The 25912-nt window shown below is 73.0% G+C and carries 20 protein-coding genes; 11 read left to right on the top strand and 9 right to left on the bottom strand.

Annotation, left to right across the window (positions count from 1 at the left end; genetic code table 11):
* Positions 1-658 precede the first annotated feature (658 nt).
* The gene (locus ACZ53N_RS16505; protein ID WP_469141542.1) at positions 659-1528 is read left to right on the top strand and encodes an alpha/beta fold hydrolase; all 870 of its coding nucleotides are present in this window, start codon (positions 659-661) and stop codon (positions 1526-1528) included.
* A gap of 379 nt (positions 1529-1907) precedes the next feature.
* The gene (locus ACZ53N_RS16510; protein WP_469141543.1) at positions 1908-3434 is read left to right on the top strand and encodes an FAD-dependent monooxygenase; all 1527 of its coding nucleotides are present in this window, start codon (positions 1908-1910) and stop codon (positions 3432-3434) included.
* 278 nt (positions 3435-3712) lie between these two features.
* On the opposite strand, the gene ACZ53N_RS16515 is transcribed toward ACZ53N_RS16510, so the two are convergent.
* Entirely contained in the window at positions 3713-4387 is a 675-nt protein-coding gene (locus ACZ53N_RS16515) for a bifunctional DNA primase/polymerase (protein WP_469141544.1), read from the bottom strand.
* A gap of 344 nt (positions 4388-4731) precedes the next feature.
* Here ACZ53N_RS16515 and ACZ53N_RS16520 point away from each other — a divergent pair, with 344 nt between their 5' ends.
* Together ACZ53N_RS16520 and ACZ53N_RS16525 are read left to right on the top strand one after the other, a co-directional pair.
* Entirely contained in the window at positions 4732-6120 is a 1389-nt protein-coding gene (locus ACZ53N_RS16520; protein ID WP_398050816.1) for a transcriptional regulator, read from the top strand.
* Between the two features lie 396 nt (positions 6121-6516).
* Positions 6517-8478 (top strand): hypothetical protein, encoded by a 1962-nt coding sequence (locus ACZ53N_RS16525; RefSeq protein WP_469141545.1) that lies wholly within the window; start codon positions 6517-6519, stop codon positions 8476-8478.
* Between the two features lie 12 nt (positions 8479-8490).
* Here the strand turns inward: ACZ53N_RS16525 and ACZ53N_RS16530 are convergent, their stop codons facing one another.
* Positions 8491-9771: an ABC transporter substrate-binding protein gene (locus ACZ53N_RS16530; protein WP_469141546.1), complete on the bottom strand. Its 1281-nt coding sequence runs from the start codon at positions 9769-9771 to the stop codon at positions 8491-8493.
* A 170-nt stretch (positions 9772-9941) separates the two neighbouring features.
* Between ACZ53N_RS16530 and ACZ53N_RS16535 the strand changes: the two genes are divergently transcribed.
* Together ACZ53N_RS16535 and purU are read left to right on the top strand one after the other, a co-directional pair.
* A complete protein-coding gene (locus ACZ53N_RS16535) occupies positions 9942-10388 on the top strand; it encodes an SCO4402 family protein (RefSeq protein ID WP_469141621.1) in 447 nt (148 codons plus the stop codon).
* Positions 10389-10467: 79 nt separating this feature from the next.
* Positions 10468-11352 carry a formyltetrahydrofolate deformylase gene (gene purU / locus ACZ53N_RS16540; protein WP_469141547.1) on the top strand — a complete coding sequence of 295 codons (885 nt, stop codon included), beginning with the start codon at positions 10468-10470 and terminating at the stop codon, positions 11350-11352.
* Positions 11353-11366: 14 nt separating this feature from the next.
* Here purU and ACZ53N_RS16545 read toward each other — a convergent pair whose 3' ends face one another.
* From ACZ53N_RS16545 to ACZ53N_RS16555, 3 genes are all read right to left on the bottom strand, one after another.
* Positions 11367-12590, bottom strand: a complete 1224-nt coding sequence (locus ACZ53N_RS16545) for a helix-turn-helix transcriptional regulator (protein ID WP_469141548.1) — start codon at positions 12588-12590, stop codon at positions 11367-11369.
* Positions 12591-13310: 720 nt separating this feature from the next.
* Positions 13311-14615, bottom strand: coding sequence for a maleylpyruvate isomerase N-terminal domain-containing protein (locus ACZ53N_RS16550; protein ID WP_469141549.1), 1305 nt, complete (start codon positions 14613-14615; stop codon positions 13311-13313).
* A complete protein-coding gene (locus ACZ53N_RS16555) occupies positions 14612-15184 on the bottom strand; it encodes a sigma-70 family RNA polymerase sigma factor (protein ID WP_469141550.1) in 573 nt (190 codons plus the stop codon). The genes ACZ53N_RS16550 and ACZ53N_RS16555 overlap by 4 nt, the downstream gene beginning before the upstream one ends.
* Positions 15185-15615: 431 nt before the next feature.
* On the opposite strand from ACZ53N_RS16555, the gene ACZ53N_RS16560 reads away from it, so the two are divergent.
* Positions 15616-15990, top strand: coding sequence for an STAS domain-containing protein (locus tag ACZ53N_RS16560; RefSeq protein ID WP_469141551.1), 375 nt, complete (start codon positions 15616-15618; stop codon positions 15988-15990).
* Positions 15991-16072: 82 nt separating this feature from the next.
* Here the strand turns inward: ACZ53N_RS16560 and ACZ53N_RS16565 are convergent, their stop codons facing one another.
* Together ACZ53N_RS16565 and ACZ53N_RS16570 are read right to left on the bottom strand one after the other, a co-directional pair.
* The gene (locus ACZ53N_RS16565) at positions 16073-17242 is read right to left on the bottom strand and encodes a sensor histidine kinase (RefSeq protein ID WP_469141552.1); all 1170 of its coding nucleotides are present in this window, start codon (positions 17240-17242) and stop codon (positions 16073-16075) included.
* Positions 17239-17925 carry a response regulator gene (locus tag ACZ53N_RS16570; protein WP_469141553.1) on the bottom strand — a complete coding sequence of 229 codons (687 nt, stop codon included), beginning with the start codon at positions 17923-17925 and terminating at the stop codon, positions 17239-17241. Before ACZ53N_RS16570 ends, ACZ53N_RS16565 begins: the two co-directional genes overlap by 4 nt.
* Before the next feature lie 196 nt (positions 17926-18121).
* On the opposite strand from ACZ53N_RS16570, the gene ACZ53N_RS16575 reads away from it, so the two are divergent.
* Complete coding sequence (locus ACZ53N_RS16575) at positions 18122-18955, top strand: DUF4344 domain-containing metallopeptidase (RefSeq protein WP_469141554.1); 834 nt, start codon at positions 18122-18124, stop codon at positions 18953-18955.
* A gap of 190 nt (positions 18956-19145) precedes the next feature.
* Here ACZ53N_RS16575 and ACZ53N_RS16580 read toward each other — a convergent pair whose 3' ends face one another.
* A complete protein-coding gene (locus tag ACZ53N_RS16580) occupies positions 19146-20456 on the bottom strand; it encodes a helix-turn-helix domain-containing protein (protein ID WP_469141622.1) in 1311 nt (436 codons plus the stop codon).
* 248 nt (positions 20457-20704) lie between these two features.
* Here ACZ53N_RS16580 and ACZ53N_RS16585 point away from each other — a divergent pair, with 248 nt between their 5' ends.
* Together ACZ53N_RS16585 and ACZ53N_RS16590 are read left to right on the top strand one after the other, a co-directional pair.
* Positions 20705-21967 carry an alpha/beta fold hydrolase gene (locus ACZ53N_RS16585; RefSeq protein WP_469141623.1) on the top strand — a complete coding sequence of 421 codons (1263 nt, stop codon included), beginning with the start codon at positions 20705-20707 and terminating at the stop codon, positions 21965-21967.
* Between the two features lie 186 nt (positions 21968-22153).
* Entirely contained in the window at positions 22154-23494 is a 1341-nt protein-coding gene (locus ACZ53N_RS16590; protein ID WP_469141555.1) for a M64 family metallopeptidase, read from the top strand.
* Between the two features lie 107 nt (positions 23495-23601).
* Here ACZ53N_RS16590 and ACZ53N_RS16595 read toward each other — a convergent pair whose 3' ends face one another.
* Entirely contained in the window at positions 23602-24309 is a 708-nt protein-coding gene (locus tag ACZ53N_RS16595) for a TetR/AcrR family transcriptional regulator (protein WP_469141556.1), read from the bottom strand.
* 99 nt (positions 24310-24408) lie between these two features.
* Here ACZ53N_RS16595 and ACZ53N_RS16600 point away from each other — a divergent pair, with 99 nt between their 5' ends.
* Positions 24409-25911 (top strand): MFS transporter, encoded by a 1503-nt coding sequence (locus tag ACZ53N_RS16600; protein WP_469141557.1) that lies wholly within the window; start codon positions 24409-24411, stop codon positions 25909-25911.
* The last annotated feature ends 1 nt before the right edge of the window (position 25912 follow it).

Here is a 25912-nt window from a genome sequence, read left to right on the forward strand (position 1 = left end):
GATGGGTGTGTGGGTGTTTTTTGTTGGGTGGGGGGGGGGGAAAAGAGGTGTTCTTTCCCCCCCCCCCCCCCCCACGCCCGCAGGGCGCTCGCCGCCGCAGGCGGCAACGACGGCCCGCAGCCGAAGACCCGCCGGACAGCCCCTCCGTCGGTCAACTCCCCTTCGTTCCGGCCGGTGTTCGCGGAATCGATACGCCCGGTCCCTCGGCATGCCACGCTGGCGCTGACGCATATGGCCACGCGCCACCGACCTGGGGAGGGGCTCGATGGGGCCAGCGGGCCGCACGGCCGTCACGTGGCACCCCGGTGCTCGTCGTGACACCTGTCGTCGCGTCAGCCGTCGTGGCGATCGACCCGACCGTCGGCGTGACTGCCGCCCCGGCGGCCATGACAAGGGCCCCGGCGGCTTTTCAGACCGCCGGGGCCCCACCTCCCCGTGCTCCCCCGCGGCGACCCGGAGCCCCGAGCTCCCAGGGTGCGCCTCGCGGACCTTCTTCCCCGAGCGGTCCGCGCCCAGATCGATGTCTCCCCTGGGTGCGGGCGGCCAATCCTGCTGCATGGTCACTCGAACGAGGGGTGTTGCGCGCGAAAGCGGTTCGTTCGAATGCAAGTTCTATAAAGTGGGGCTGCTCGGGGGAGAAGTGGGGGTGCCAGGACTCATGGTGCGGCGTATCGACGTGAGCGGAAGCGGCGGAGTGCGGCTGGCGGCCTGGGAGTTCGCCGACCCCCCGAAGGCCGGTGGGCCGTTCGGTGACGGCGGCCCGAGCGGCGTCCTGCTGCTCCACGGGCTGATGGGCCGCGCCTCGCACTGGGCGGCGACGGCCCGCTGGCTCTCCACCCGCCACCGCGCGGTCGCCCTCGACCAGCGGGGGCACGGGCGCAGCGAGAAGCCCGCCGACGGCCCGTACACCGGCGAGGCCTATGTGGCCGACGCGGAGGCGGCCGTCGAGGAGCTGGGGCTGGGCCCCGTCATCCTCGTCGGGCACGCCATGGGCGCCCTGACGGCCTGGCAGCTGGCCGCCCGCCGCCCCGACCTCGTCCGCGCCCTGGTCGTCTGCGACATGCGGGCCTCCGCGCTCGGCGCGGCGACGCAGCGGGAGTGGGGCGAGTGGTTCAGGTCCTGGCCGGTGCCGTTCGCCACGCTCGCGGACGTGCGGAAGTGGTTCGGTGAGGACGACCCCACGCTGGAGCGGCCCAATCCGGCCCGTGGCGACTTCTACGCCGAGGTGACGGCCGAGCGCGCGGACGGCTGGCGTCCGCTGTTCTCCCGCCGTCAGATGCTCCTGGCCCGGGAGACCTATGTGCACGACGCGCATTGGGAGGAGCTGGCCCTCGTCGAGTGCCCGGCCCTCGTCGTGCGCGGTCTCGATGGCGAGCTGGGCCGCGCCGAGGCCCAGGAGATGGTCCGCGTCCTGCCGCGCGGCGTCTACGCCGAGGTGCCGGACGCGGGTCACCTCGTCCACTACGACCAGCCCGACGGCTGGCGCCGGGCGGTCGAGCCGTTCCTCGCCTCGGTCCTGCCGGTCTGACCCGGGTCGGACGAGCTGGGTCGTCTTTGGTCGAGCTCAGCCGGAGGCAGCCCGTCCGGCATTGGAGGACACGCCCGCAGGGCGCTTGCCGCCGCAGGCAGGGAAGGCGGCCGGCAGCCGGAGGGCCGTGTCGCAGGTTCAGCCGCCTCGGCGCCGAGCGTGCTGGTTTCGGCTGAGCTCAGCTGATTCCAGCCCGTCCGCCATTGGAGAACGCGCCCGCAGGGCGCTTGCCCGCCGCAGGCGGCGAAGACGGTCCGCAGTCGAAGATCCGCCCCCACAGGCCCCAGCCGAATCCGCATGGCCCGAATTAATTCAACGCCCGTTGACATAAGTCCCGGGCCGGGTGTGCACTGGAAGGACCGAGACACCTGGAGTTGCCATGACCTCTCGTACCGATCCCACCGCCGACGTCCTCGTCATCGGCGCCGGACCCACCGGACTTCTGCTGGCCGGCGATCTCGCCGCCGCCGGGGTGCGGGTCGTGCTGCTGGAGCGGCGGGCGCGGGAGTCGAACCTCACCCGGGCTTTCGCGGTCCACGCGCGGACCCTGGAGATGCTGGACGCGCGCTCGGTCGCCGAGGAGCTGCTCGCCACCGGGGCGTTCGTCTCCTCCGCGCGGCTCTTCGGGACGGCCAGGCTCGACCTGTCCGGACTGCCGAGCCGCTTTCCCGGTGTCCTCATCACCCCGCAGTACGAGACCGAGCGGGTCCTGGAGCAGCGGGCCGTCAAGCTCGGTGCCGAGATCCGGCGCGGCACCGAGGTCGTCGGCCTGCGACAGGACGCGGACGGCGTCGACGTGGACGTCCGGACGCGCACCACTGATGAGCTCTCCGGCGATGTCTCCGCGGACGCCTCCGACAGCGGCGGGACGGCGACCCTCCGCGCCCGCTACGTCGTCGGCGCGGACGGTGTGCGCAGCACCGTGCGACAGACGCTCGGCATCCCCTTCCCCGGCAAGTCCGTCCTGCGGTCCGTCATGCTCGCCGACGTGCGCCTCGCCGCCCCTCCCCGCGAGATGCCCGCCTTCAACAGCGTCCCGGAGGGCATCTGCCTCGTCCTCCCCTTCGGTGACGGCTGGTACCGCATCATCGCCTGGGAGCGCGACAGCGAACTGTCCGCCGACGTGCCGGTCGAGCTGGATGACGTGCGGGCCATCACCCGGGCCGTGTTCGGTACGGACTTCGGCGCCCACGACGCCCGCTGGACCTCGCGTTTCCACAGCGACGAACGCCAGGTGCCCCGCTACCGCGACGGCCGGGTCCTCCTCGCGGGCGACGCCGCGCACGTCCACTCGCCCGCCGGCGGCATGGGGATGAACGCGGGGATGCAGGACGCCGTCAACCTCGGCTGGAAGCTCGCCGCCGTGCTGGCCGGGCGCGCCGACGACGCCCTCCTCGACACCTATCACGACGAGCGGCACCCGGTGGGCGCCATGGTCGTGCGCCTCAGCGGAACCATCCTGCGGGTGGCGGTGACCGATTCGGCCGTCGTGCGGGGGCTGCGGCGCGGCGCGGGCGCCCTCCTCCGGTACGTGCCGCAGGTGACCCGCCGCCCCGCGCTGCTCGTCTCCGGCCTCGGCATCCGCTACCCCGCACCGCCCGGCGCCCACCCCCTCGTCGGGAGCCGCGCCCCCGACCTGCCCCTGGTCGAGGTCCCCGACGGCCCCACGCGTCTCTACGAGGCGCTGCGCGCCGGCCGTCATGTCCGGGTCCTGCCGCGCGGTGCGACGCCCCGGGACCCGATGGCGGAGAGCGGGACGGACGTCATCACCGTCACGCGCACCGACGCGCGGCGGGTCAGCCTGCTCGTACGACCCGACGGGTACGTGGCCTGGGCTTCCGACGACGGCGCCACCGGGCCCGTGCCGCTGCCGACGGTCGGCGCCGTTCCGCTGTCCCGGGTGTGAGACGGGGGTACACACCCGGGACGGCCCGGGGCCGCCGGTAGTGCCTCTCGCCTGGCCGGCGGATCCTCGGTCGGTCAGGCCATCCGGCCGCCCGCGGCGGCAGGCGCCCTGCGGGCGCGTCCTCGCTCTCCCCCGGCTACCGCTGGGAGATGCCCCACGAGCTTGACGCGGCTGAGCTTGGCGGCGGACACGGCCCGCAGGGCCGTTCGCCTGATGCGCCGCCGGTCACGGCAAGGGCAGCCGTTCGCAGTCGCTACGGCTACCGCAAAGCGGTCCGGTCAGCGTCCGCGGGTGCCCGCGGTCTCGCGCCCGCACGCGTAGGCGAGCGCGCTGACCAGTTCTTCCGCGTCGGGGAGCCAGCGGTTGGCGGCGGTGGGCTGGCGGGCCCACTGGACCGCGCCACGTGCGCCCATCCTGGTCGGCGGCGCGACCACGTAGTCACCTTCGCCGCGCGCGACCAGGTCGAGGGAGGAGGGCGGCCAGCCCAGCTTCCGGGCCAGGTCGCCGACCTTCAGGGCGCCGCCGGGGAGCACGAAGAACAGCATCCTGCGGTGCGGGGTGGAGGTGATCGGCCCGAGCTGGATCTCCATCCGCTCCATGCGGGCGAGCGCCAGACAGCCGGCGCTCTCGGGTACGTCGAGCGCGTCGAAGGTGCGGCCGGTCGGGAGCAGAACCGAGGAGTTGGGCTGTTTCGCCCACATCCGGCGCGCGGCGACCGCGCTGCCGGTGGCCTGGGTGGCCCAGTCGGGACGGGCCGGATGCGCGCCGGGCGACGGGCAGTCGAGATCGCCGCACGAGCAGCGTTCCCTGCCCGCGTCGACTTCCAGCCAGGTCCCGGCGAATACGTCCCAGTGCCGCTCTTCCGCGTACCGAACCGCGGCGTCGAGGACCTGCTCGCCGCGTTGTTGGGGGATAAGCGGGGCTCCTACTCCGATGGTCTTTTCCACGTTCATCACAACTCCCCTTGTCACCAGGGGTTACGGCTCGGGCACAGCCTCCTCGCCGGACCCCGGCCATGCATATGGGGCGCACGGGAGCATGCACGGGGGCGCAGGCGCGGGTTCGCCGCCGCGAAGGGGTAGCCACCTGCCTGGCGGTCGCGGACGCGGTCGTCACCGCTTCACGTACCGCAGATGTCACCGCGTCATTACCGCAATTGCCGGTCATTACCGGCAAGTCCCGCATTCTCCGGATACCAGGGGGCAAAGATCAGAGGAGAACGCGTTCACAGCCGGCTCAGCTTTTCCGCGCTTCGCGGCAGCCGTCGCGAAGGCATAGCAGTTTCAGGGGGTACAGCATGGCCGCACGGCCACTCGTGGCGCGGCAGCCGAACGAACGGTTGCAGGCGCTCATTCAGGAAGCAGGCTGTTCCAACGCCGGTCTGGCGCGCCGGGTCAATATGTGCGGCGCCGAGCACGGTCTCGACCTTCGGTACGACAAAACGTCCGTAGCCCGTTGGCTGCGCGGCCAGCAGCCGCGGGGCCGCGCCCCGGCGATCATCGCCGAGGCCCTCGGCCGCAAGCTGGGCCGCACGGTGACGATCGACGAGATCGGCATGGCCAACGGCAAGAACCTGGCCTCCGGCGTCGGGCTCCAGTTCTCCCCGACCGTGCTCGGCGCCATCGAGCAGGTCTGTGAGCTGTGGCGCAGTGACGTGGGCCGGCGGGACTTCCTCAGCGGCACGTCCGTGGCGTCCTCGGCGCTCGTCGAGCCCAGCCGGGACTGGCTGATCACCAGTGCCGACGCGCAGGTCGCGCGCAGTGCGGGCGCCCGGGTCGGGGTCTCCGACGTCGAGGCCGTTCGGGCCACGACCGATGCCCTGGTGGAGCTCGACCACCGGTACGGCAGCGGGCACGTCCGCCCGGTGGTGGTCCACTACCTCAACAGCGTCGTCTCGGGGCTGCTGGCCGGTTCGTACCGCGAGGTGGTCGGTCGTGAACTGTTCGCGGCGGTCGCCAGGTTGACGGAGCTCGCCGGGTACATGGCGGTCGACACCGGTCAGCCGGGCCTCGCCCAGCGCTATTACATCCAGGCCCTGCGGCTGGCCCAGGCCGCCGGGGACCGTGGCTACGGCGGCTACGTACTGGCCGCGAGCATGAGTCACCTCGCCGCGTCGCTGGGCAACCCCAGGGAGATCGCCCAGCTTGCCAAGGCCGCGCAGGAGGGGGCGCGGGGGCAGGTCACCCCGCGGGCCGAGGCGATGTTCTGCGCGGCCGAGGCGCGCGGCCACGCGCTGCTCGGTGACGCGCGGGCCTTCCAGTCCGTCGCGACCCGGGCGGTGACCTGTCTCGAACAGGCCGACGGCGAAGGGGACTCGGGGGACGATCCGCCGTGGATCCGCCACTTCGACCAGGCCTATCTCGCGGACGAGCTGGCGCACTGCCACCGCGACCTCGGCCAGGCCGAGCCGGCCCGTCGGCAGGCCGAGGCGGCCGTCGCCGGTCATCCCGAGGGCCGCGTCCGCCGCCGGGCCATCGGTCTGTTGCTGCTGGCCACCGCCCACGTCCAGCAGCGCGAGGTGGAGGAGGCCTGCGCCACGGGCACCCGCGCCCTGGAACTCCTCGGCTCGCTGCGCTCGAACCGGGGCGCGGAGTATCTGGAGGACTTCCAGCAGCGCCTGGCGCCGTACCGGGAGGAGTCCGTGGTCCGGGAGTTCGGGGCGAGGCTGGAGGTGCAGGCGGCGTAGGCCTGGCCGGCGGGTCATGGGGGTGCACCACCGCTGCGCGGCGGTGTCCTCAATCGCCGGACGGGCTTGATTCGGCTGGGCTCAGCCAAACCAGCCCGTCCGGCGTTTGAGGACGCGCCCGCAGGGCGCTCGCCGCCGCAGGCGGCACAGCGGTCGGCAGTCGAAGGCCCGCCGGTCAGGCGAGAGGCGGCAACGACGAGTCCGCAGCCGAAGATCCGCCGGTCAGGCGAGAGGCGGCAACGACGGCCCGCAGCCGAAGGCGCGTCCGTACGGAACCGGACCGGGTGACAGGAGCGTCGTACGGGGCTGGGCGGGCGGTGCATGGCCGACCGCCAGTGCGAACCGGTAGCGTGAGCCGCCGGTTCGAGTCAGTCCCGTACAGCTTGAGGAGTCCCGGTGACGCAGAGCGGACAGGGGGACGAGCCGCAGTTCCCTGCGGCCCCGCCCGCGCAGCCCGTGCACGAGGGCGTCGTGCTGCCCTCACGCAGGAGCCACGGCGCGCCGTGGTCGGCCGACCGGGAGCAGAACGCGGCATCGGACCAGTCCTGGGGCGAGCCCTGGAGTGCCGACGCGCAGCGCACGCCGCTGCCCCCGGAGCGTCCTCAGCACGTACCGCAGGCTGCACCACAGCCCCCGCAGACCGCGCCGACTCAGCCGCCCCAGCAGGCTCAGCAGCCCATGCGAGTCACGCAGATCACCGAGGCCTTTGTGACCGTGCCGCCGCCGCCCCCGCACGCGCCGGGTACCCCGCCGGGCCCGGGTGGCTCCGAGGCCACCCAGTACCTGCCGCCCGTGCCGCCGGGCCCGATGCCCGGGGGTGACTCGGTGTCCGAGGCGACGCAGTATCTGCCGCCCGTGGGCAACAGCCCCATCCCCGGCGCCCCGGTCCCGCCCGCGCCCTTCACGCAGCCGGCCTCCGACTCGGTGTCCGAGGCCACGCAGTACCTCCCGCCGGTGGCCGCCGACGGCCCCGCGCCCGGTGCCGGTGACTCGGTGTCCGAGGCGACGCAGTACCTGCCGTCCATGGGCACCGGCTCCCTGCCCGGCACGTCCACGCCGACGGCGTCCTTCGCGCGCGGGGCGGCCGATCCCTCGGCCGTGACCCCCGAGTACCTGGAGCCGGGCGGCTCGCCCGACTCGCCGTCCGAGGCGACCCAGTACCTGCCGCCGGTGGGCGGCGAGATGCCCGGCGGAATACCGGGCGGAACATCCGGCACCGGCATATCCGGCGCGGGCATATCCGGCACCGGCATGCCCGGTCCCGCGGGCTCCGACCGGGCGGATCAGTCCTACGGGCGGCACGCGGCCGAATCGGCTGCCGAGGCCACGCAGTTGCTGTCCGCGCAGCCGCCCGCCCCGGCGGACGCCGAAGCCACCCGTCATCTGCCGCCCGTTTCCGCGCAGTCACCGGCACCGGCCGCCAGGCCCGCCGAGCCCGCCGTCGGTGGCCCGCCGGTCTTCGCGATGCGGCCGGGCCAGGCGGAGCGGCCGCCGCCGGCCGAGTTCGACGGGCTCTTCCGCGCGGCCGAGCCGACGGCGCAGCTGCCGCCCGTCCAGGCGCCCATCCGCAAGCAGACCCCGCCGCCCGGCCACGGGCCCGTGCCGTCCCACCAGGGCCCGGGCGGCCCCGGCCGGCGGGCGCCCCACGAGGCGCAGCACCAGGCCCCCGAGCCGTATGACCCGTACGAGCCGCCGGCCCGGCGCAAGAAGTCCCCGGCCGTGCTGATCGGCGCGGTCGTGGCGGTCTGCGCGATCGCCGGTCTCGGTGCGGGCGCGCTGCTCAGCGGCGGGGGCGGCGAGGACAACAGCGACAAGCAGAACACCTCCGCGAGCACGGCTCCCAGCGAGCCGGCGAAGGACGACGACAAGAAGACGAGCCCGCCGGCGTCCCCGTCGGCCGACCCGGCGCTGGCGCAGGCGAAGGCGCTGGACGCGCTGCTCAAGGACAGCAACAACAGCCGGGAGTCGGTCATCAAGGCCGTGGACTCCACCAAGAGTTGCAAGAGCCTCGACTCGTCCGCGAGCGATCTGCGGGCCGCCGCCTCCCAGCGCAACGGTCTGGTGACCCGCCTCGGCCGGACGCCGATCGACAAGCTCCCCGACCACGCGGAGCTGTCGGAGCAGTTGAAGAAGGCCTGGCAGTCGTCCGCCTCGGCGGACAGCCACTACGCGAAGTGGGCCAAGCAGGTGGACGGCAAGCACGGTTGCGTCAAGGGCCACGCCCGCCCGACCCGTGAGAGCGCCGCCGGCGACAAGGCGAGCGGCGACGCGACCGCCGCGAAGAAGAAGGCGGCGGCCCTGTGGAACCCGATCGCGAAGAAGTACGGGCTGAGCCAGCACGCGTGGTCCCAGCTGTGACCGGCGCCCGGGTCAGGGGTGCTTGCGGCGGCGCTCCAGCGTCCTGGTGACGTCGGTGAACCCCTCGCGCACGGCCACGAGCCGGCCGTCGCGCACCACCTGATAGGTGACGTTCGCGTTGACGATCCGCGGGTAGTCCGGGACGGCCAGCAGGTCCTGGTAGCGCCAGGAGAGCGGGGGCGTCAGCCCGCCCGTGGCGACGCGGTGCCCCCGGTCGAGCGCGGTCCGGACGGAGTGGGCGCTGATGTCGTCGGCGTCCAGTGCCATGAGCACCGACCGCAGGGCGGTGTAGGCGATCCACGTGGTCTGGACACCGGGGTCGGCGGGGTCGACCCGGTTGTCGCCGAAGGCGTGCCGGTCGATGACCTCGCGCATGGACGCCCAGCGGCGGTCGTCGGCGGCGGGGTACCAGCCGGTGGCGAACGCGCCTTCCAGCGGGCTCTTCGCGCCGCCGGTGCTGTCCACGAGGGACTGCTTGACGCTGCCGAGCACGGAGGCGATCCGCACCTCGGCACCGGTTTCCGGCTGCCGTCGGAAGGAATCGAAGAACGTGTCCGTCCGCTCGCCGAGCGCCGCGGTGACACAGCCCCCGCCGTCGGTTCCCGCGGCTTTCAGGGCCTCCGTGCTCGTCCGCTCGTAGTCGGTGGCGTCGTCCGGCGCGCGGAGGTCGGCGGCCGGTGGTCGGCCGGCGGCGGCGAGTCCCGCGTCGAGCAGTCCGGGCAGCTGGTCGCCGGAGATCGTGTCGGGCCGTACGAGGGCGACGCGCTTGCAGACGCCGGCGAGCTGGCGGCCGTTGCCCGCGAGCAGGGCGGCCTGGCCGCCGTTGACCGGGTAGGAGAGCGGGCTGCTCAGCTCCTCGTCGGTCAGCCCGTAGCCGCCGATGAAGGGCGTGCCGGAGGCCTCCAGCGGGGACATCATCGCGCGGCCGTGCTGGCTGTAGGAGCCGACGACCGCGACGGCCCCCTCCTCGACGGCGCGCCGCGCGCAGCGCGACGCGGCGACGGACTCGTTGCGCTCGTTGCAGGTGATGACCTTGAGGTCGCGGCCGTGGATGCCGCCCCGCGCGTTGACCCAGCGGGCGAACGCCCCGGCCATGGCGGGCATGCCCGCCATGTTGGTGGCCTTGGTCCCCTCCGGGGCCCAGGTCATGACGGTGATGGGGTCCCCGGAGTCCCCCCTGGCCCCGGGGAGCCCATCACAACCGGCGAGCAGTGCCGCGCTCACCACCACACACACCGCGGATGTCGCGGTGGTCCGTAAGGGGCGGATGGTCAGGCGACGCCGTCCGGTCATGGCTCGAACTCTTTCGGCCGCCGGGGAACGGATGTGTGATCGCGGTGCAACGACGGGTGACGTCGGAGTGAATTGCGGGGGCCTGATGTGGACGGTCGAAGGGGAACGTACGATCGAGTGCTGTGCAAGGTTCGGAGAAGTCTTCCCGTCGCGGCCGCCGCTCGACCACCATGGACGGCATGCCGCTCAATGACATGCCGTGGTGGCGCTGGCGCGTGAACGTGCGCTCCGCGCTGCACATGCTCTCGGACCCCGTCTTCCAGCGGGAGTGCTGGCTGACCGGGCTCCCGGGGTACGGGGATGTGACCGACGCCGTCTACCGGCTCGTCGAGGACACCTGGCTGGACAACTGGTCGGCGGAGAAATACATAGGGACGATCTTCCGGGACCCGGCCGAGGCCAATCTCGTCGACGTCGCCGTTCTGCGGGTGCTGCGGATCATGCACCAGGTCGGGGCCGACGCGCCCGTCTCGGCCTACCTGGAGCACCACGCCTGGCCGGAGGCCGTACGGGCGGCCCGCGAGGCGCACGTCCGACTGGCGGCGAACGACGGGGACGAACCGGACGTACCGCCCCGCCCGCTCGACGTGCTGGCGCAGCTCACCCGCATCGCCTGACGCCCGCGGAGCGCGGTTCGGGGGTCTCGCGGAGGCGGGCGGTCCGATGGGCCCGGCGGGTATGCGACGCTATTGGGCTATGAACGCCTCGCAGCCCCCCGCCTCCGAAGGGGCCCCCGAACAGTACGTCCTCACCCTCTCCTGCCCGGACAAGCAGGGCATCGTGCACGCGGTGTCCAGCTACCTCTTCATGACCGGTTGCAACATCGAGGACAGTCAGCAGTTCGGCGACCACGACACCGGGCTCTTCTTCATGCGGGTCCACTTCACCGCGGACCCGCCGGTGACGGTGGACAAGCTGCGGGCCAGCTTCGCGGCCATCGGCGACACCTTCCACATGGACTGGCAGATCCACCGCTCCGACGAGAAGATGCGCGTCGTGCTGATGGTGTCCAAGTTCGGGCACTGCCTCAACGACCTGCTCTTCCGCTCCCGGATCGGCGCCCTTCCGGTCGAGATCGCGGCGGTCGTCTCCAACCACACCGACTTCGCCGAGCTGGTCGGCTCCTACGGCATTCCCTTCCGCCACATTCCGGTGACGAAGGAGAACAAGCCGGAGGCGGAGGCCGAGCTGCTGGAGCTGGTCCGCGCCGAGGGCGTCGAGCTGGTCGTGCTGGCCCGCTACATGCAGGTGCTCTCCGACGACCTGTGCAAGGCGCTGTCGGGCCGGATCATCAACATCCACCATTCCTTCCTGCCGAGCTTCAAGGGCGCCAAGCCGTACCACCAGGCGCACGCGCGCGGCGTGAAGCTGATCGGCGCCACGGCGCACTACGTGACCGCCGACCTCGACGAGGGCCCGATCATCGAGCAGGAGGTCGAGCGCGTCGGCCACGGCGTCACGCCCGACCAACTCGTCGCGATCGGCCGCGATGTGGAGTGCCAGGCGCTGGCGCGCGCGGTGAAGTGGCACAGCGAGCACCGGGTGCTGCTGAACGGGCGGCGGACGGTCGTCTTCGCGTAGCGCGTCCCGCGAGGTCAGGCTGTTTGCGGTTGGCGGGGGCCCTGCAGCTCCCGCAGCCGCGTTTCCAGCGTGGCGACCAACTGCCGCTGGGAGAGCAGCAGCTCTTTCAGCGTGGCCTCCAGCTCGATGCTCCGGCGTAACTGGGACCGGGCACCGTCGATGGCCTGGCGCATTCTGTCCGACCGGTCGGCCTCCGGCAGTGGCGGGGGTGGCGCGGGGCGGGCCCGCAGGGCGGCCAGGTGTAACGCGTACAGGCGCTGCAGCGCCTCCGGTGCCGGCTCCTGGCCTCGAAGCGTCGACGCCTCCCGCACCAGCACCCGGAGGAAATCCCGCGGCGGAACGCGGCTGCCCGAGAGATACCTGGAGACCGTGCTCGGGTCCATGGAATAACGCGTGGCGAACACGCGCAGCGAGACGCCGAGCCCGTCGAAGAGCTCCCGCAGCGCCTGGGCCAGCAGGCGCCGTTCATGCGGCACGTCGCCGATGGGGTCCAGGGCGCGATCCTGGCGTGGGGGGAGCTCGACGACCGTCACGGTCTTCTCGGCGAGAGCCGGCCAGGTGGCGGTCGCGGGCTCGGGTGCGGTCCGTGGGGGCCGCTGTCGGTGCCCGCTCGAGTGCAGGCGCGCCCAGTGCTGTTGCCACTGCCCGGTAAGGGGCCCGATGTCCTCCGCGCGGATGCGGCGCTGGCGTGTCGCGAACGCCATGCACGCGCGTACGAGCGCACCGGTCATGCCGAGGCCGGGCAGGGAGACGCGGTTGCGGCTCAGAGCGTCGCCGATGGTGCTGCGTGGCAGCCGGAAGCCCATGTCGCTCGCGATGCCTTCGAGCCGGGTCAGGGACGGATTGCCCGCCCAGAGCTTGAGTTCCCGCAGGCAGGCGATGAACTCCTGAGGAGTCTCGGCCGAGCCCGGGACGGGCGGCCGCGTCGACCACGGGCGCACCTCGGCGGTGGCCGGGGCGTCGAGTGTCGTCGGCGTGGCCTGGTGGTGGGCGATGAGCCACTGCTCGGTCCAGTGTTCGGGGTCGCCGCCGCAGGCCGTGGCATACGCGAGGGTCAGGTCAAGGTTCGGCAGTTTCCAGCCCGCCGCTGCCTGGGAAAGGGTGGAGACCGAGTACTGCGTCCGCCGCGCGAGCCTCGTGTAGGTCGGGGAATTGGCGGCCTTCCGCAGTTTTCGCAGTTGGAGCGCGAACGTCGCGTACGGGGCCGTGGGGTCGATGGGCTTTTCCGGGCGTGCCACTCCCGCCTCCCTGCGGGTGGTCCAGGGGGTGCCGCGTTGTCGCGGCACCCCCTGGATTGCCGACAGGGGTCAGGACGTGCGCTGGAGCTCGCGTGCCGCCGTACCGGCGGCGAGAATGGTCGCGAGCGCGGCGGTCTCGTCGTAGCCGAGTGCGACGAGCACGACGACGACCACCAGCACCGGAATCACCGGCGGCACCGTGAGGGCCCTGCCTCCCGGAAGACTGACGCACAGAGTGTGCGTATCAATGGACACAGCTACCACTTCCCTTGGTCCGGACGGTCATTGACGAGGCGTCACGGGTTGCCGCCCGCGACACAGCTTCACTGTCTCAGCTCGCGCGGCGCGAAGGCACCCGCTCCGGGGACCTTGTTGTTTCCAGGATTCCGGGGCTTCGTTTCTTTCGTGAAAGGAACGGGCGGCGCGGATTGTTTGCCGGGCGTCCGGGCAACGAGTGAACAATGGCGGCCGTATCGGTTTCGGGCCTGGCCGGTACCCGGGGGTTGTTCAGTGGGCGTCCGGATCCATCCGGCAAGCGTTGCAACCCTTCCAGCAACGCCCGGCCGCATGGGAGAAACTCATCAAGACTGCGATGCAGGTACCTGTTCCGTCCGGACGGTCTGCCGCAGCTTTCGGGAGTCACCTGTTGCCGCGGGCCTCCCGTCCCGTGGGGCCCCGCATCCGGGATGCGGGGCCCCACAGCACGTCATACGGAATCCGTCACAACCGCGAGAGCGACGCCGTGGCGCACAGCACGTCGCGGATCGCCTCGCGATCCCCGAGCTGCCCCGCCGCCGCTTCCTCCGGCGGCACGTGCCCCGCCGCGAGGCGGCAGAACTCCAGGGCGTCCAGTGCGACGTGGGCGACCTCCTCGTCCGGTGAGGGGAGGGCCGCGGGGGAGTCGAGGGGGATGTGCCAGTGGCCGCCGCCATCGCCCTCGATCTCCAGGTGGAGGGTGCGGCCCGGGTTGCCCGCCGCGACCAGGGTGCGGGGCGGGCCCGAGAGGCCCGTGCGGCGGCGGTGCGCGATCGTGGCGGGCAGGTGCCGGGCCGCGAGGTCGATCATGCGGTGGAGGTGGCCGGCCGCGGGTGGGGCGTAGGGGTAGTGGACGGCTTCCGCGATGTCCCCGGCGTGCACCCAGCACTCGAAGGCGCGGTCGAGGAAGGAGTCCCGCAGCGGCAGGGTGAACGGGCCGTAGGGGACGTCGAGTTCGGCGGCGTCGCCGCCCGCGAAGGACACGGTCCTGATGAGCGAGTGGCCCTGGGTGCGCCAGGCGGCCCGCGTTTCTCCGGGTGCCTGCTCGGCGGCGGCCGACGCCCAGAACGCCTCCGTGCGTTCCGCTGGTGTCCCGGATCCCTCGCAGCCGCGTCGGGTGGGGAGTCCGAGCGCGTCCGCGACGATGCCGTCCACGGCCATCAGATGGCCGATCACCTCGGCCACGGTGGCCTCCCGCCCGGCCGGGCGCCGGCCGTCGAACCAGCCCAGCCGCACCGGGGCCCGCCATTCCGCCTCGCCGATGTCGCGGAGCAGGGCGTCGAGGCGGGCGGTCTCCGCGTCATAGGGGGCGGCCCATTCGGGCACCGGGATACGGGCGGGGCGGCGGGTCAGGCAGGTGGCGAGGATGCGGGAGCGCAGGGTGGGGTCGAGGTCGAGATTGTCCTCGGGGTGCAGCAGGGCGACCGCGTCACGCAGCCGGACGGCCTCCTCCGCGCAGCTCGCGCAGTCCGTCAGATGCGCTTCGACCGCCGCCGTCTCCTCGGCGGAACAGGCGGCCAACGCCCAGGCGCCGAGCAGGGACTTGAGCAACCCGTGGGACATCGGCGGCGCCGGTGGCGTGGCAGGCTCCGGAGCGGCCTTCGGCGGTGCCGGGGGAGAGGCCGGCGCCGGGTCCGGTGCGTACGGCCAGCGCGGCGCGTCCTCGGCGGGTGAGCGGGGCGGGGGTATGCGTGGCGGGCTGCCCGGAGTGCCGTTCCCGCCGTCCGGTAGTTGGCGGCCGGGGCCCGCGGGGTCGTTCGTGCCGCTCACCGGCCGACCCTCCCGCCCCTGCCGTCGGGCGGCGTCATCGCGCGGGGCCCGGGGTGGGCCGTGGAGAGCAGTTGCAGGCCCAGGCGGAGCCGACGACGGGCCTCGTCCTCGGTGACGCCGAGGTCGGCGGCGGCCCTGCGGTAGTCGAGGCGGCGGAAGTAGGCGAGGTCGAGGGCGGCGCGCAGCGGGGCGGGCATGGAAGTGACGATGTAATCGGCGCGGGCGGCGGCGGACGCGGCGCGGACCTTCTCCTCGATCTCCTCGGGCGCGCTCTCCCGGTCGCTCTCCGACTGGCGCAGCCTGCTGACGGCCTGCCGGTGGGTGACCGTCGCGATCCAGGAGCGCAAGGGGCCCTGCTTGGGGTCGTAGGCGTCGGGGTGCTCCCAGACGTAGCCGAACACTTCGCGGGTGACGCGGTCGGCGCCCGCCTCGTCGCCGAGGACGCGGTGGGCGAGGCCGTGCACGAGGGAGGCGAACCGGTCGTACAGCTCACCGAGCGCGGCGGCCTCGCCGCTCGCGAGGCGCTGCTGCATTTTCCGGTCCCATCGGGGTGGTGCGTCGTTCGTCATGCGGCCCCCTCCGAGCGCATCGCCACGCAGGTGGCCCCCGGCGGCGCCTCACTCACGTGTCCGTACGCGCGTACGTCGTACTGCTGCCCAAAACTGCTTGTGCCCACCGTCACATACTCGTCGAATGTAATGGCCGGGCCTGGTGGCGCAGCCGCCTTTGCGGCAAATCGCTGTCCGGGAACGGCCATGGATGATATGGGTACGTTCACTTTGTGCCTGTTTTGCCGATCGGTACAGATCGTACGTGCGCGAATGTGCCGATGTGTTATGCGGGTGTGACCGGATCCGTGGGGGAGAGGGCTTCGGACCGGGCATAGGCTCCTTGGCGGTCGGCGTATGCCAGGTGGTGTTTCACGCAGGAGCGGCCGGGCAGAGGCCACCGAGGAAAGACGTCCGTGGGAGCGCGGGACCGAGTGAAGGGCTGCGGGCACGTGACACTGAAGGTGACGGAGGGCGAGCAGGGCGACTGGGCCGTGCTCCAGGTCTCCGGAGAGATGGATCTCGTGACCTCGCCGGCGGTCCGGCAGCATGTGCACGACGCGGTCGCCGAGGGGCGGCGCTCCCTGGTGCTCGACCTCGGTGAGGTCCGCTTCTGCGACTCCAGCGGTGTGGGCGTGCTGATCGCCGCCCGGCGGCTGATGCGGTCCTGCCAGGGACGGCTGCGGCTGATCCTGCCCGCGCAGGGCGCGGTCGACGGCTCACACGTCAACCGCGTGCTGGGCGCGCTCGGGGTGCGCCGCCTCTTCGAGGTCTTCCCCGACCTGGACAGCGCGACCGACGAACGGGCCGACCCGCTGTCGGCTTAGCGCGTTCACCCCGGCCCCTCACCCCGGCCCGCGTTCAGCCCGCCGCGCGTTCACTCCGGCCCGCGTTCACCCCACCCCGCTTTCACCCCGTAGCCGGGAACTCCGCCGTGGGGAACTCCGCCCGTACGAGGAAGCCGCCCTCGCCCGTCCCGTGCGCGGTCAGCGTCCCGCCCAGGCTCTGCGCCCGCTCCCGCAGCCCGACCAGACCGTGGCCCCCGCCGGGCAGTTCCGGTGCCGGTACGGCCGCGTCCGCCGGGCCGTTGCGGATCTCGACCCGCAGGCCCCGCCCCGCCTCCTCGGTGACCCGGACCCCCACCCATGCCCCGGGCGCGTGTTTGCGCACGTTCGTCAGCGCCTCCTGCACCGTGCGGAAGGCGGCGCGCTCCACGGCCTCCGAGCGCTCGGCCTCGCGGTCGGAGGTGTCCTCGTAGTCGACGTTCAGCGCGCTCAGTTCGATCAGCCGGGGCAGGTCCGCCAGGCGTGGCTGGGGGGTCAGCTCCTCGGTGTCGGCGCCCGCGGCGCGCAGGATGCCGACCATGTGGCGCAGCTCGTCGAGGGTGCGCACGGACAGTTCGCGGATCGTGCGGGCCCCGGCGCGGGCCTCGTTGTCGGCCGTGCTGATCTGCACGGCCCCGGCCTGCAGGCTGATGAGGCTGACCTGGTGGGCGACGACGTCGTGCATCTCGCGGGCGAGCCGGGCGCGCTCGGTGGCGAGGACCTGGTCGGACAGCAGCCGGTCCTCGCGGGCGCGGCTGCGGGTCAGCTCGTCGAGGCGGGCGGCGAGTTCGCGGCGGGTGCGGGTGAGCAGGCCGACGGCGATGGGGGTGGCCGCGGTGACGAGCGCGTCGACGAGGAAGAGGGCCGTCTCGCGGCGGTCGTCGAAGGAGAGCTCGGAGATCGGGTAGGGCAGGAAGTGCGCGGTGGCCAGCAGCGCCCCGCACGCGACGAGCAGCCGCCGGTCGGGCCGGCGGACGGCGATCGTGTAGAGCGCGACCATGGGCGCGAACCAGATGTAGCCGATGTAGATGCCGGGCAGGGTGGCCGCGAAGACGGTGAGCGGGAACCGCCGGCGCCACAGCAGCGCGACCGCGGCGAGCAGCGACACCCCGAGCTCCAGCCCCAGCCCGGTGCCGTTGACGAGCAGCGCGTCCATGACCGCGAAGAGCACGGGCACCACGACGGGCAGGGCGGCGGGCAGCCGGCCGACCCGGGCAGCCGCGAAGCGGCGCGCGGGCCGGGGTGGCACGCTCATCGGGCGCCGCCGTCCGACGGGGTGGCGTCGGCGGGGCGGCGGGTGGCGACGAGGCCCGCGCGGTCGGCGACGACGGCGGCCTGGACGCGGTTGACGCCGCCGAGTTTGCCGAGGACCGCCCGGACGTGGTCCTTGACCGTGCTGGGGGCCAGCCCCATGCGCTCGGCGATCTGCGGGTTGGCGAGACCCGCGCCGAGGTGGGCCAGCACCTCGCGCTCGCGCGGGGTCAGCGCCTGGACCGCGGAGGCGGCGGTCGTCTCGGCCTCGGCGGCGAGATAGCCGCCGATGACCGCGCGGGTGACGCCCGGGTCCAGCACGCTGGCACCGGCTGCGAGGGTCCGCACGGCCCGCACGAGCTGCTCGGGGTCGGTGTCCTTGAGCAGGAACCCGGAGGCACCGGCGCGCAGCGCCGCGGCGAGGTACTCGTCGGCGTCGAAGGTGGTGAGCATGGCGACGGCCGGCGGGTGCGGGAGGCGGCGGAGCGCGCGGAGGACGGTCAGCCCGTCGACGTCCGGCATCCGGATGTCGAGCAGCACCACGTCGGGTGCGCAGCCGCGCACGGTGTCCACGGCCGTGCCGCCGCCGCAGTCCGCGACCACCTCGATGTCCTGGGCCGTGCCCAGGATCATCCGGAGCCCGGACCGGACGAGCTGCTCGTCGTCCACCACCGCAACACGGATCACGGGCCGCTCCCTCTTCCCTGTTCAGAGCCGGGTGCCATCGGTCGGCCCCGGCGCCCTCCAGCCTGCCGTACGGCTCGGACAAAAGCGGAGCCAGGCGCTCCACCCGGCGGGAGGGGACACCCCCGCCGATCGGCGGGGGTCGGCCGGGACCCACGGGGGATTCCGTTCCGGTTACCCCGACCGGCAGAGTGTGTCCATGCTGCACCATGCCGGGGCCCACCCCCGGACGCCCGATCGCGCGTGGCGCGCCCGCGCCCTCGTCGCGACCGGCGTCTGCGTCGCCCTGGCGACCGCGTGCGGCTGTACCCGGTCCCAGGCCGCCGCGTCCCCCACAAGCGGCGGCCTGTCCGTGTCCTACGAGGCTCCCCGGCGCGGCGGCGCCGACGAGCGGTCCTTCCTGAAGGACCGACGGCTGCCGGAGCGGGTCGCCGAGCACCTGAACGACAGCCTGCGACTGCCGAAGACGATCGACGTCGTCGGCCGGACCTGCGACGAGAAGGACGACGTCCCCACCTACGACCAGCAGACCCGGCGCATCGAGCTCTGCTACGACTTCATCGGCGAGGTCCGGTCGATGTTCGAGGACGCCCACAGCCCGGACCCGGACGGGCGTACCGCGGGCGTGATCACCGAGACGCTCTACCACGAGGCCGCGCACGCCCTGAAGGACACGCTGCACCTCGCGACCACCGGTCGCGAGGAGGACGTCGCCGACCAGTTCGCCGCGTACAGCCTGATCCCGCAGGGCGCCGAGGGCCGGGCCGCGGTGCTGGCCGCCGCCGACAACTACGCCCAGTACGCGCGCGAGACCGACCCCGATGAGATCGACTTCTCCGCCGAGCACCCGCCGGAGGCCACCCGCTCGGCCAACTACCGCTGCTACCTCTACGGCGCCGCGCCGAAGAAGAGCGGCGAACTCGTCGACGGCACGCAGCTCACCAAGGAGCGCGCCGAGCTGTGCGCCGACGAGTACCAGGACCTGCGGCGCGGCTGGGGCAGCCTCCTCGCGCCGTACACGACCGACCGCTGACCGGCCTCTGGAGGGGAGGGCCGGTCAGCGGCGCGCTTGCCGCGTTTCGCCTGACGGCGGGCGCCCTGCGGGCGCGTCCTCAAACGCCGGACGGGCTGGTATCGGCTGAGGTCAGCCAAAACCAGCCCGTCCGGCGATTGAGGACACCGCCGCGCAGCGGTGGTGCACCCCCACGGTCCGCCGGACACGGCTACGGCCGCCACAGCGGAGGCGCGGCGGGCGCGGGGCCCAGCGTCGTCGTCCCGGGCGCCGCGCGGTGTCCGAGACCCGTGCGGTACGCGTCGAGCGCGGCGTCCGTACGGCCGGTGCGCCGCAGCAGGTCACCCAGCAGCCGGCACAGATCGGCGAGATCGCCCGCGGCGCCCGTGCGCTCCAGCAGGGACAGCGCCGCGCAGTAGTGCTCCTCGGCGGCCTCGGTGTCGGAGCGCTCCTCGGCGATCAGCCCCAGCAGCCGGTGCGCGCCGCCCGCGTGGACCGCGCCGCGCTCGGCGCCCAGCGCCGAGGGCGCGAGCAGCGGGCGCAGCAGTTCTTCCGCCTCGGCCGCCTTGCCGCGCCGCCGCAGCACGTCCGCCAGCTCCACCTCGACCTGCACGGTGAACAGCGGGGCCTTCTTGGAGGCCAGCATGTCGCGGGCGATGCGCAGCTCGCTCTCGGCCTTCCGCAGATCGCCGTCCTGCGCGTGGACGTAACCGCGCATCCAGTGGCAGTGCGCCAGCTCGGTGCGGATGTGGAGCTGTTGGTACAGCTCCTGGGCCTTGGCGAGTGATGCGTCGGCCTCGGCGATCCGGCCCTCGGCGATGAGGGTGCGGGCCACCCCGCGGTGCATGCTCGCGATGAGCGCCGGGTTGTCCACCTTCGGAGCGAGCGCCAGCGCCAGCTCGGCGGCGTGCGCCGCCCGCGCGTGCGCCCCCATGTCCATATAGGGGGCGATGACGGCGGTGTAGAGGAGCAGCAGCGCGTCGGGGTCGTGCAGCCCGGCGGCGTTCAGCTCGTCGACGGTCGACTCCAGCAGATAGCACGCGTAGCGCAGCTCGCCCGCGAGCAGATGGGCGGTGGCGCGGCCGCGGACGGCGGGGACGCGGCGCGGCAGGGGCTCGTCGGCCAGCAGCCGCTCGACCTCGGCGAAGTGGTCGCGGGCGGCGACGAGGTCGCCGGTCTCCAGGGCGCAGTCGCCGAGCCCGAGCACGGCGGTGGCCTCCTCGGCCACCAGGGTGTGCTCGGCGGCCTCCTCGCGCAGGGCGCGGTAGCGCACGGCCGCGTCCTCGGCCTCGCCGGTGGACAGCACCCGCCGGGCGTCGGTCAGCCGCAGCCGCAGCTCGACGGCCAGGTGCGGGGGGCGGCCGGTGGCCAGCTCCTCCAGGGTGATGCCGAGGCGCCCGGCGAGATGCCGCAGGGCGGTCTCGGAGGGGCGTACCTTCCCGGCCTCCAGGGTCGAGACGTACGCGGCGGTGTAGGCGGGCTCGGCCAACTGCTTCTGGGTGAGACCGCGTTCCGTGCGCATCCGGAGCACGCGTCGGCCGATGTCGGCGGGTTCGTCGGCCCGTATGCCGTGGGTGCTGTTCTCGGCCACTTGTGCCCCTCGGTAAGTTACGCCGTGACTTAAGTCGTGAGTTAAATCTGTTTGAGTTGACGTGAGGACGGATGATGCCGGAAGCCCTGGGGAAGGCGGCTGCTGCCGCGCGGACGGTCGGACCGGCGGATCCGATAGATACCACGGGTTCGGGGGTCGTCCGGCAGCCCGGTCTCGTCATGACGGACCACTTCTTCGACGTTCCCCTCGACCACCGCGCGCCCGACGGCGAACACATACGCGTCTATGCCCGCGAGGTCGTCGCCACGCGCCGTCGGCACGACGAACTTCCCTGGCTGGTCTACCTCCAGGGCGGCCCCGGCTGCCGCGCCGGGCGGCCCGTGGGCCGGGAGAACTGGCTCGACCGGGCGCTGGAGGACTACCGCGTCCTCCTCCTCGACCAGCGCGGCACCGGCCGCTCCACGCCCGCCACCCGGCAGACCCTCCCGCTCCGCGGCACCCCGGCCGAACAGGCCGACTACCTGGCCCACTTCCGCGCCGACTCCATAGTCCGCGACTGCGAGCTGATCCGCGCCCGGCTGACCGGCGGCCGGCCGTGGACCGTGCTCGGGCAGAGCTTCGGCGGCTTCTGCGCGGTCACCTACCTCTCGTACGCGCCCGAGGGGCTCGCCGAGGTGCTGATCACCGGCGGTCTGCCGTCCCTGGACGCCGACGCGGACACCGTCTACCGCGCGGCCTACCCGCGCATGGAGCGCAAGTCGCTGGCGCACTACGCCCGTTACCCCGGCGACGAGGCCGCCGCGCGCCGCATCGCGCGCCACCTCGCCGACCACGAGGAGGTGCTGCCGGACGGCACCCTCCTGACGGTCCCGGCATTCCAGCAACTCGGCATCCTCCTCGGCACCGGCGACGGCTCCCACCGACTGCACTACCTCCTCGAGGACGCCTTCGTGGACACCGTCGCGGGCCCGCGGCTGTCCGACGCCTTCGCCGAACAGGTCGCGGCGGTCCTCTCCCACGCCGACTGCCCTCTTTACGCCATCCTCCATGAGGCCATCTATGCCCAGGACGAGCGCGCGACGCACTGGTCAGCCGATCGGGTGAGGGGCGCATACCCGCAGTTCGAACGGGGGATCGAGCCCGGAGCGCGCTTCCTCTTCACCGGAGAGAGCGTCCACCCCTGGATGCTGCGCACCCACCCTGCCCTGCGCCCCTTGCGTCACACCGCCGAACTCCTCGCCGAGCGCCGGGGCTGGACCCCCCTCTACGACCCCGAGCGCCTCGCCCGCAACACCGTTCCCGTGGCGGCCGCGATCTATCACGACGACCTCTACGTCGACACCGCGCACTCGCTGCGCACCGCGCGTGCGATCGCGGGGTTGCGGACGTGGGTCACGGACGAATACGAGCACGACGGCCTGCGTGCGGGTGGACGCGTGGTGCTGGACCGGCTGCTCCGTCTCGTGCGGGACGAGGCGTAGCGCGGATGAGGCCGTGTGGCGGCCCGCGCGAAGGCGGCCTCGCGCGTCTCACGGTGCGTCACCTGCTGCGTCACGCTGGTAACTTCGACCTCAAACATTGCTTTGCGTCACCTGAGCCCCTACGTTAAGCCGCACCTCAATGCGACTTAACCCGCCACTTAATGGCGGGCTCAGGGAGGACCCCCCATGCGCAGACGAATATCCCTCGCGGCCGGTGCGGCCCTCACGGCCGCGCTGGCCGCCACGGCGACGACGGTGACCGCGATGGCCACGACGACGTCCACCAAGACGTCCACGAAGGCGTCGAAGGCGGCGGCACCCGAGCCGAAGGGTGAACGTACCCAGCACGTCGAGTACTTCACGGGCCCCGGCGGTCACCCCCGCCACACCAAGATCCCCGCCTCCACCACCCCGCCGCAGTCGCTCCGCCCCTCGGCCGCGGGCGACGGTGCCGTCACCAAGGTCATCGGCAACGGCACGGTGCGCTCCAAGGTCGACGTCGTCTTCATCGGCGACGGCTACACCGCCGCCCAGCAGGGCGACTTCCACGACGACGTGCGCTCCAAGTGGGCGCAGATGTCGGCCGTCGAGCCCTATGCCTCGTACAGGAAGCTCTTCAATGTCTGGGCCGTCGACGCCGTCTCCCAGCAGTCCGGCGTCTCCGGCGACCCGGGTGAGGGCGTCGTCAAGGACACCGCGCTGAAGTCCCGCTTCTTCTGCGACGGCATCGAGCGGCTGCTGTGCGTCGACACCGGCCGTGTCGAGTCGTACGCCGCGAAGGCGCCCGCCGCGGACCTGGTCGTGGTGCTGTCCAACTCCACCAAGTACGGCGGCGCGGGCTACAACGACATCGTCTCCAAGGTCGGTTACGACGGCATCGCCACCGCCTCGTCCGACAACGACGACTCCGACCAGGTCGCCGTGCACGAGACGGGCCACTCCTTCGGCAAGCTCGCCGACGAGTACCAGTACGAGGAGTACGGCACGTACACCGGCGCCGAGCCGGGCAGCGCCAACACCAGCAAGCTGACCGCCGCGCAGCTCTCCGCGCAGAAGAAGAAGTGGTACCGCTGGATCGGCAAGACCTCGCCGGACGGCGGCAAGGTCGGCGCGTTCGAGGGCGCCGGCTACTACCCCAAGGGCCTCTACCGCCCCACCGACGACTCGATCATGCGGTCGCTCGGGCGTGAGTTCAACCTCCCGGGCCGTGAGGCGATGATCGCGGGCTTCTACCGCCACGCGAGCGTGCTGACCAGCACGACGAGCACGTCCGGCAAGGTCGGCAGCCGCGACAAGGTCACGGTCCGTTTGCCCGCCGCCACCACGACCGTGCGCTGGTACGTGGACGGACACGAGGTCCAAGCGGGCCGGGGGCGCACGAGCGTGACGCCGCGCTCCCTGGGCGTGAAGCCGGACGGCAGGACGCACACCCTGACGGCCAAAGCCGTCGACCGCACGGACGCGGTGGTGGACCCGGAACTGCGGAAGCGGCTGTCGGGCTCGCTGACGTGGAAGGTGACGGGTTAGGGCCGATCCGGGTCCTCAAGCGCCGGACGGGCTGATTTCAGCCCGTCCGGCGCTTGAGGACACCGCCGCGCAGCGGTGGTGCACACCCAGAGTCCGGTGGGCAGACGCTAACCCGCGTCCAGGACGGCGCAGCCGCCATACGCGAGGGCGAGCCGATCGAAGCCGCAGGCAAGCGCGGAGGCGATCACCTCATGCGTCCGCTCCGCCGGCTCGCCCGCGGCGAGCGAAGCGTGCAGGGCCTCGAAGGCCTGCTCACGGACGGCGTTCGCGAAGGAGGCGAACAGCTCCAGCTCGGCCCGGACGTCCGGGCTTTCCGCCTTCCGCCCGGCGCGTTCGACGAGAAGCTCCAGCAGGCGCCGCCGCCGCGCGCGGGAGACGGGCAGATAGCTGCGGCGGAGGGCCGGGCTGCCCAGGAGGATGCGGGCGAAGACCCGGGCCTGACCGAGTGAGTCGTTTTCCTCGGTCAGCACCATTCCGTAGCAGTCGACGTAGAACCGGTGCAGCCGCTCGAGGAGTTCGGCGCTGTCGGTGGCGGGTAGCACAGCCTCCGGCAGTGCCGCGTCGAACTCGCTGCCGCGCCCGAAGAAGATGTCTTCCTTCGAGGCGAAGTGCGTGAAGACGGTGGCGGGTGCCACCTCCGCCGCCGCCGCGATCCGGGTGAGGGTGACGGCCTCGAACCCCTCCTCGGCGAACAGCCGGAAGGCGGCCTCGGAGATAGCGCGCCGGGTGCGCTCCCGCTTGCGGCCGCGCAGCCCGGCCGGGGGTGCGGCGCAGGGCGTGGCGTCGGTGGCGGTGCGGGGGTGGGCCGTCGTCATACGTTCAGGATAACCGCCCCCTCGCCAGAATTAGAGGTGCTACATTTTTAGAGCACCTCCACTTTCGGGTGCCGCCATCCGTTGTGAGGACGCCCCGCCATGCGCACAGCCGCCGCCCAGTCGCCACCGACGAACCCGATACCCGGGCCTGCCGCCGACGCCTCGTCCCCGTCGTCCCGCACACCCCGGTCCGCCGCCGCGATCCTCGTCATCGCCTGCGCGGCCCAGTTCATGGTCGTCCTCGACGTGTCGATCGTGAACGTGGCCCTCCCGGCCATGCGCGCCGAACTCCACCTCAGCGCCGCCGGCCAGCAGTGGATCGTCAACGCCTACGCCCTCGCCTTCGCCGGGCTGTTGCTGCTCGGCGGCCGGGCCGCCGACCTCGTGGGCACCAAGCGGGCCTTCCTGACCGGCCTCGCCGCCTTCACCCTGGCCTCACTCGCGGGCGGTCTCGCCGAGGGCGGCGCCCTGCTGATCGCCGCCCGCGCGGTCCAGGGCCTGGGCGGCGCGATCCTGGCCCCCGCCACCCTCACGCTGATCATGACGACGTTCACCGAACCCACCGCCCGTACCCGGGCGATGGGCGCCTGGAGCGCCGTCATGGCGGCCGGTGGCGCGGCGGGCGCCGTCGTCGGCGGGGTGCTGACCGAGTACGCGGGCTGGCGCTGGGTGCTGTTCGTCAACGTGCCCATCGGCGCCGCCCTGCTGGCCGCCGCCCTCGTGTACGTACCGCGGGTGACGGCCCGGGAGGGCGGGCTGCGCCGCCTCGACCTGCCCGGCGCCGTGACCGTGACCGGGGGCCTGACCGCCCTCGTCTACGGGATCATCTCCTCCGAGACCCACGGCTGGGGCGAGGCCGCGGTCTGGGCCCCGCTCGCCGCCGCGGCCGTACTGCTCGCCGCCTTCCTCGTCATCGAGTCCAAGGTGGCCCACCCGCTCGTCCCGCTCGGCATCCTGCGCCGCCGCACCCTGGCCGTCGCCAACCTGGTGGTGCTGGGCATGGGCGCGGCCACCTTCTCGATGTGGTTCTTGCTGTCCCTCTACTTCCAGCAGATCCTCGGCCACAGCGCCGTGAAGGCCGGCCTGTGCTTCCTGCCGGGCTCGATCGCGATCATCGTGGGCGCGCAGCTCGCCACCCGGGTCATCGCCCGTACCGGACCACGGCCGCTGCTGGTCACCGGCATGGCGCTGAGCACCGTCGGCTTCGTCTGGCTGTCCCGGCTGAGCGCGGACGGGAGCTTCGCGAGCGACGTGGTCGTGCCGTTCACCCTGGCGACCTTCGGCGCGGGCCTGGCGATGATGCCCGCCACCGTCGCCGCCACGAGCGGCACCGACCGGGCCCAGGCCGGCCTCGCCTCCGGCCTCGTCAACACCTCCCGCCAGGTGGGCGGCGCGATCGGTCTGGCCCTGCTGGCCACCGTCGCCTCCCACACCACGGCCGGGCGGCTGGCCGCCCACGAGGACCTGCGGGTGGCGCTGACCGACGGCTACGGCAGGGCGCTGCTGATCGCCGCCGCGTTCACCGCGTGCGCGGCGCTCGGGGCGCTGGCCCTGCCGGGCAAGAAGCGCTCTCCCCGGGTACCGGACGTCCCGTCGGCGTGAC

It is taken from the genome of Streptomyces sp. NPDC033229 (assembly GCF_055576875.1).

Coding starts and splice junctions, on each gene's coding strand:
- ACZ53N_RS16505 (WP_469141542.1), top strand. CDS start 659: ATGGTGCGGCGTATCGACGTGAGCGGAAGCGGCGGAGTGCGGCTGGCG.
- ACZ53N_RS16510 (WP_469141543.1), top strand. CDS start 1,908: ATGACCTCTCGTACCGATCCCACCGCCGACGTCCTCGTCATCGGCGCC.
- ACZ53N_RS16515 (WP_469141544.1), bottom strand. CDS start 4,387: ATGAACGTGGAAAAGACCATCGGAGTAGGAGCCCCGCTTATCCCCCAA.
- ACZ53N_RS16520 (WP_398050816.1), top strand. CDS start 4,732: ATGGCCGCACGGCCACTCGTGGCGCGGCAGCCGAACGAACGGTTGCAG.
- ACZ53N_RS16530 (WP_469141546.1), bottom strand. CDS start 9,771: ATGACCGGACGGCGTCGCCTGACCATCCGCCCCTTACGGACCACCGCG.
- ACZ53N_RS16535 (WP_469141621.1), top strand. CDS start 9,942: ATGGACGGCATGCCGCTCAATGACATGCCGTGGTGGCGCTGGCGCGTG.
- purU (WP_469141547.1), top strand. CDS start 10,468: ATGAACGCCTCGCAGCCCCCCGCCTCCGAAGGGGCCCCCGAACAGTAC.
- ACZ53N_RS16555 (WP_469141550.1), bottom strand. CDS start 15,184: ATGACGAACGACGCACCACCCCGATGGGACCGGAAAATGCAGCAGCGC.
- ACZ53N_RS16565 (WP_469141552.1), bottom strand. CDS start 17,242: ATGAGCGTGCCACCCCGGCCCGCGCGCCGCTTCGCGGCTGCCCGGGTC.
- ACZ53N_RS16575 (WP_469141554.1), top strand. CDS start 18,122: ATGCTGCACCATGCCGGGGCCCACCCCCGGACGCCCGATCGCGCGTGG.
- ACZ53N_RS16580 (WP_469141622.1), bottom strand. CDS start 20,456: ATGCGCACGGAACGCGGTCTCACCCAGAAGCAGTTGGCCGAGCCCGCC.
- ACZ53N_RS16585 (WP_469141623.1), top strand. CDS start 20,705: ATGACGGACCACTTCTTCGACGTTCCCCTCGACCACCGCGCGCCCGAC.
- ACZ53N_RS16590 (WP_469141555.1), top strand. CDS start 22,154: ATGCGCAGACGAATATCCCTCGCGGCCGGTGCGGCCCTCACGGCCGCG.
- ACZ53N_RS16595 (WP_469141556.1), bottom strand. CDS start 24,309: ATGACGACGGCCCACCCCCGCACCGCCACCGACGCCACGCCCTGCGCC.
- ACZ53N_RS16600 (WP_469141557.1), top strand. CDS start 24,409: ATGCGCACAGCCGCCGCCCAGTCGCCACCGACGAACCCGATACCCGGG.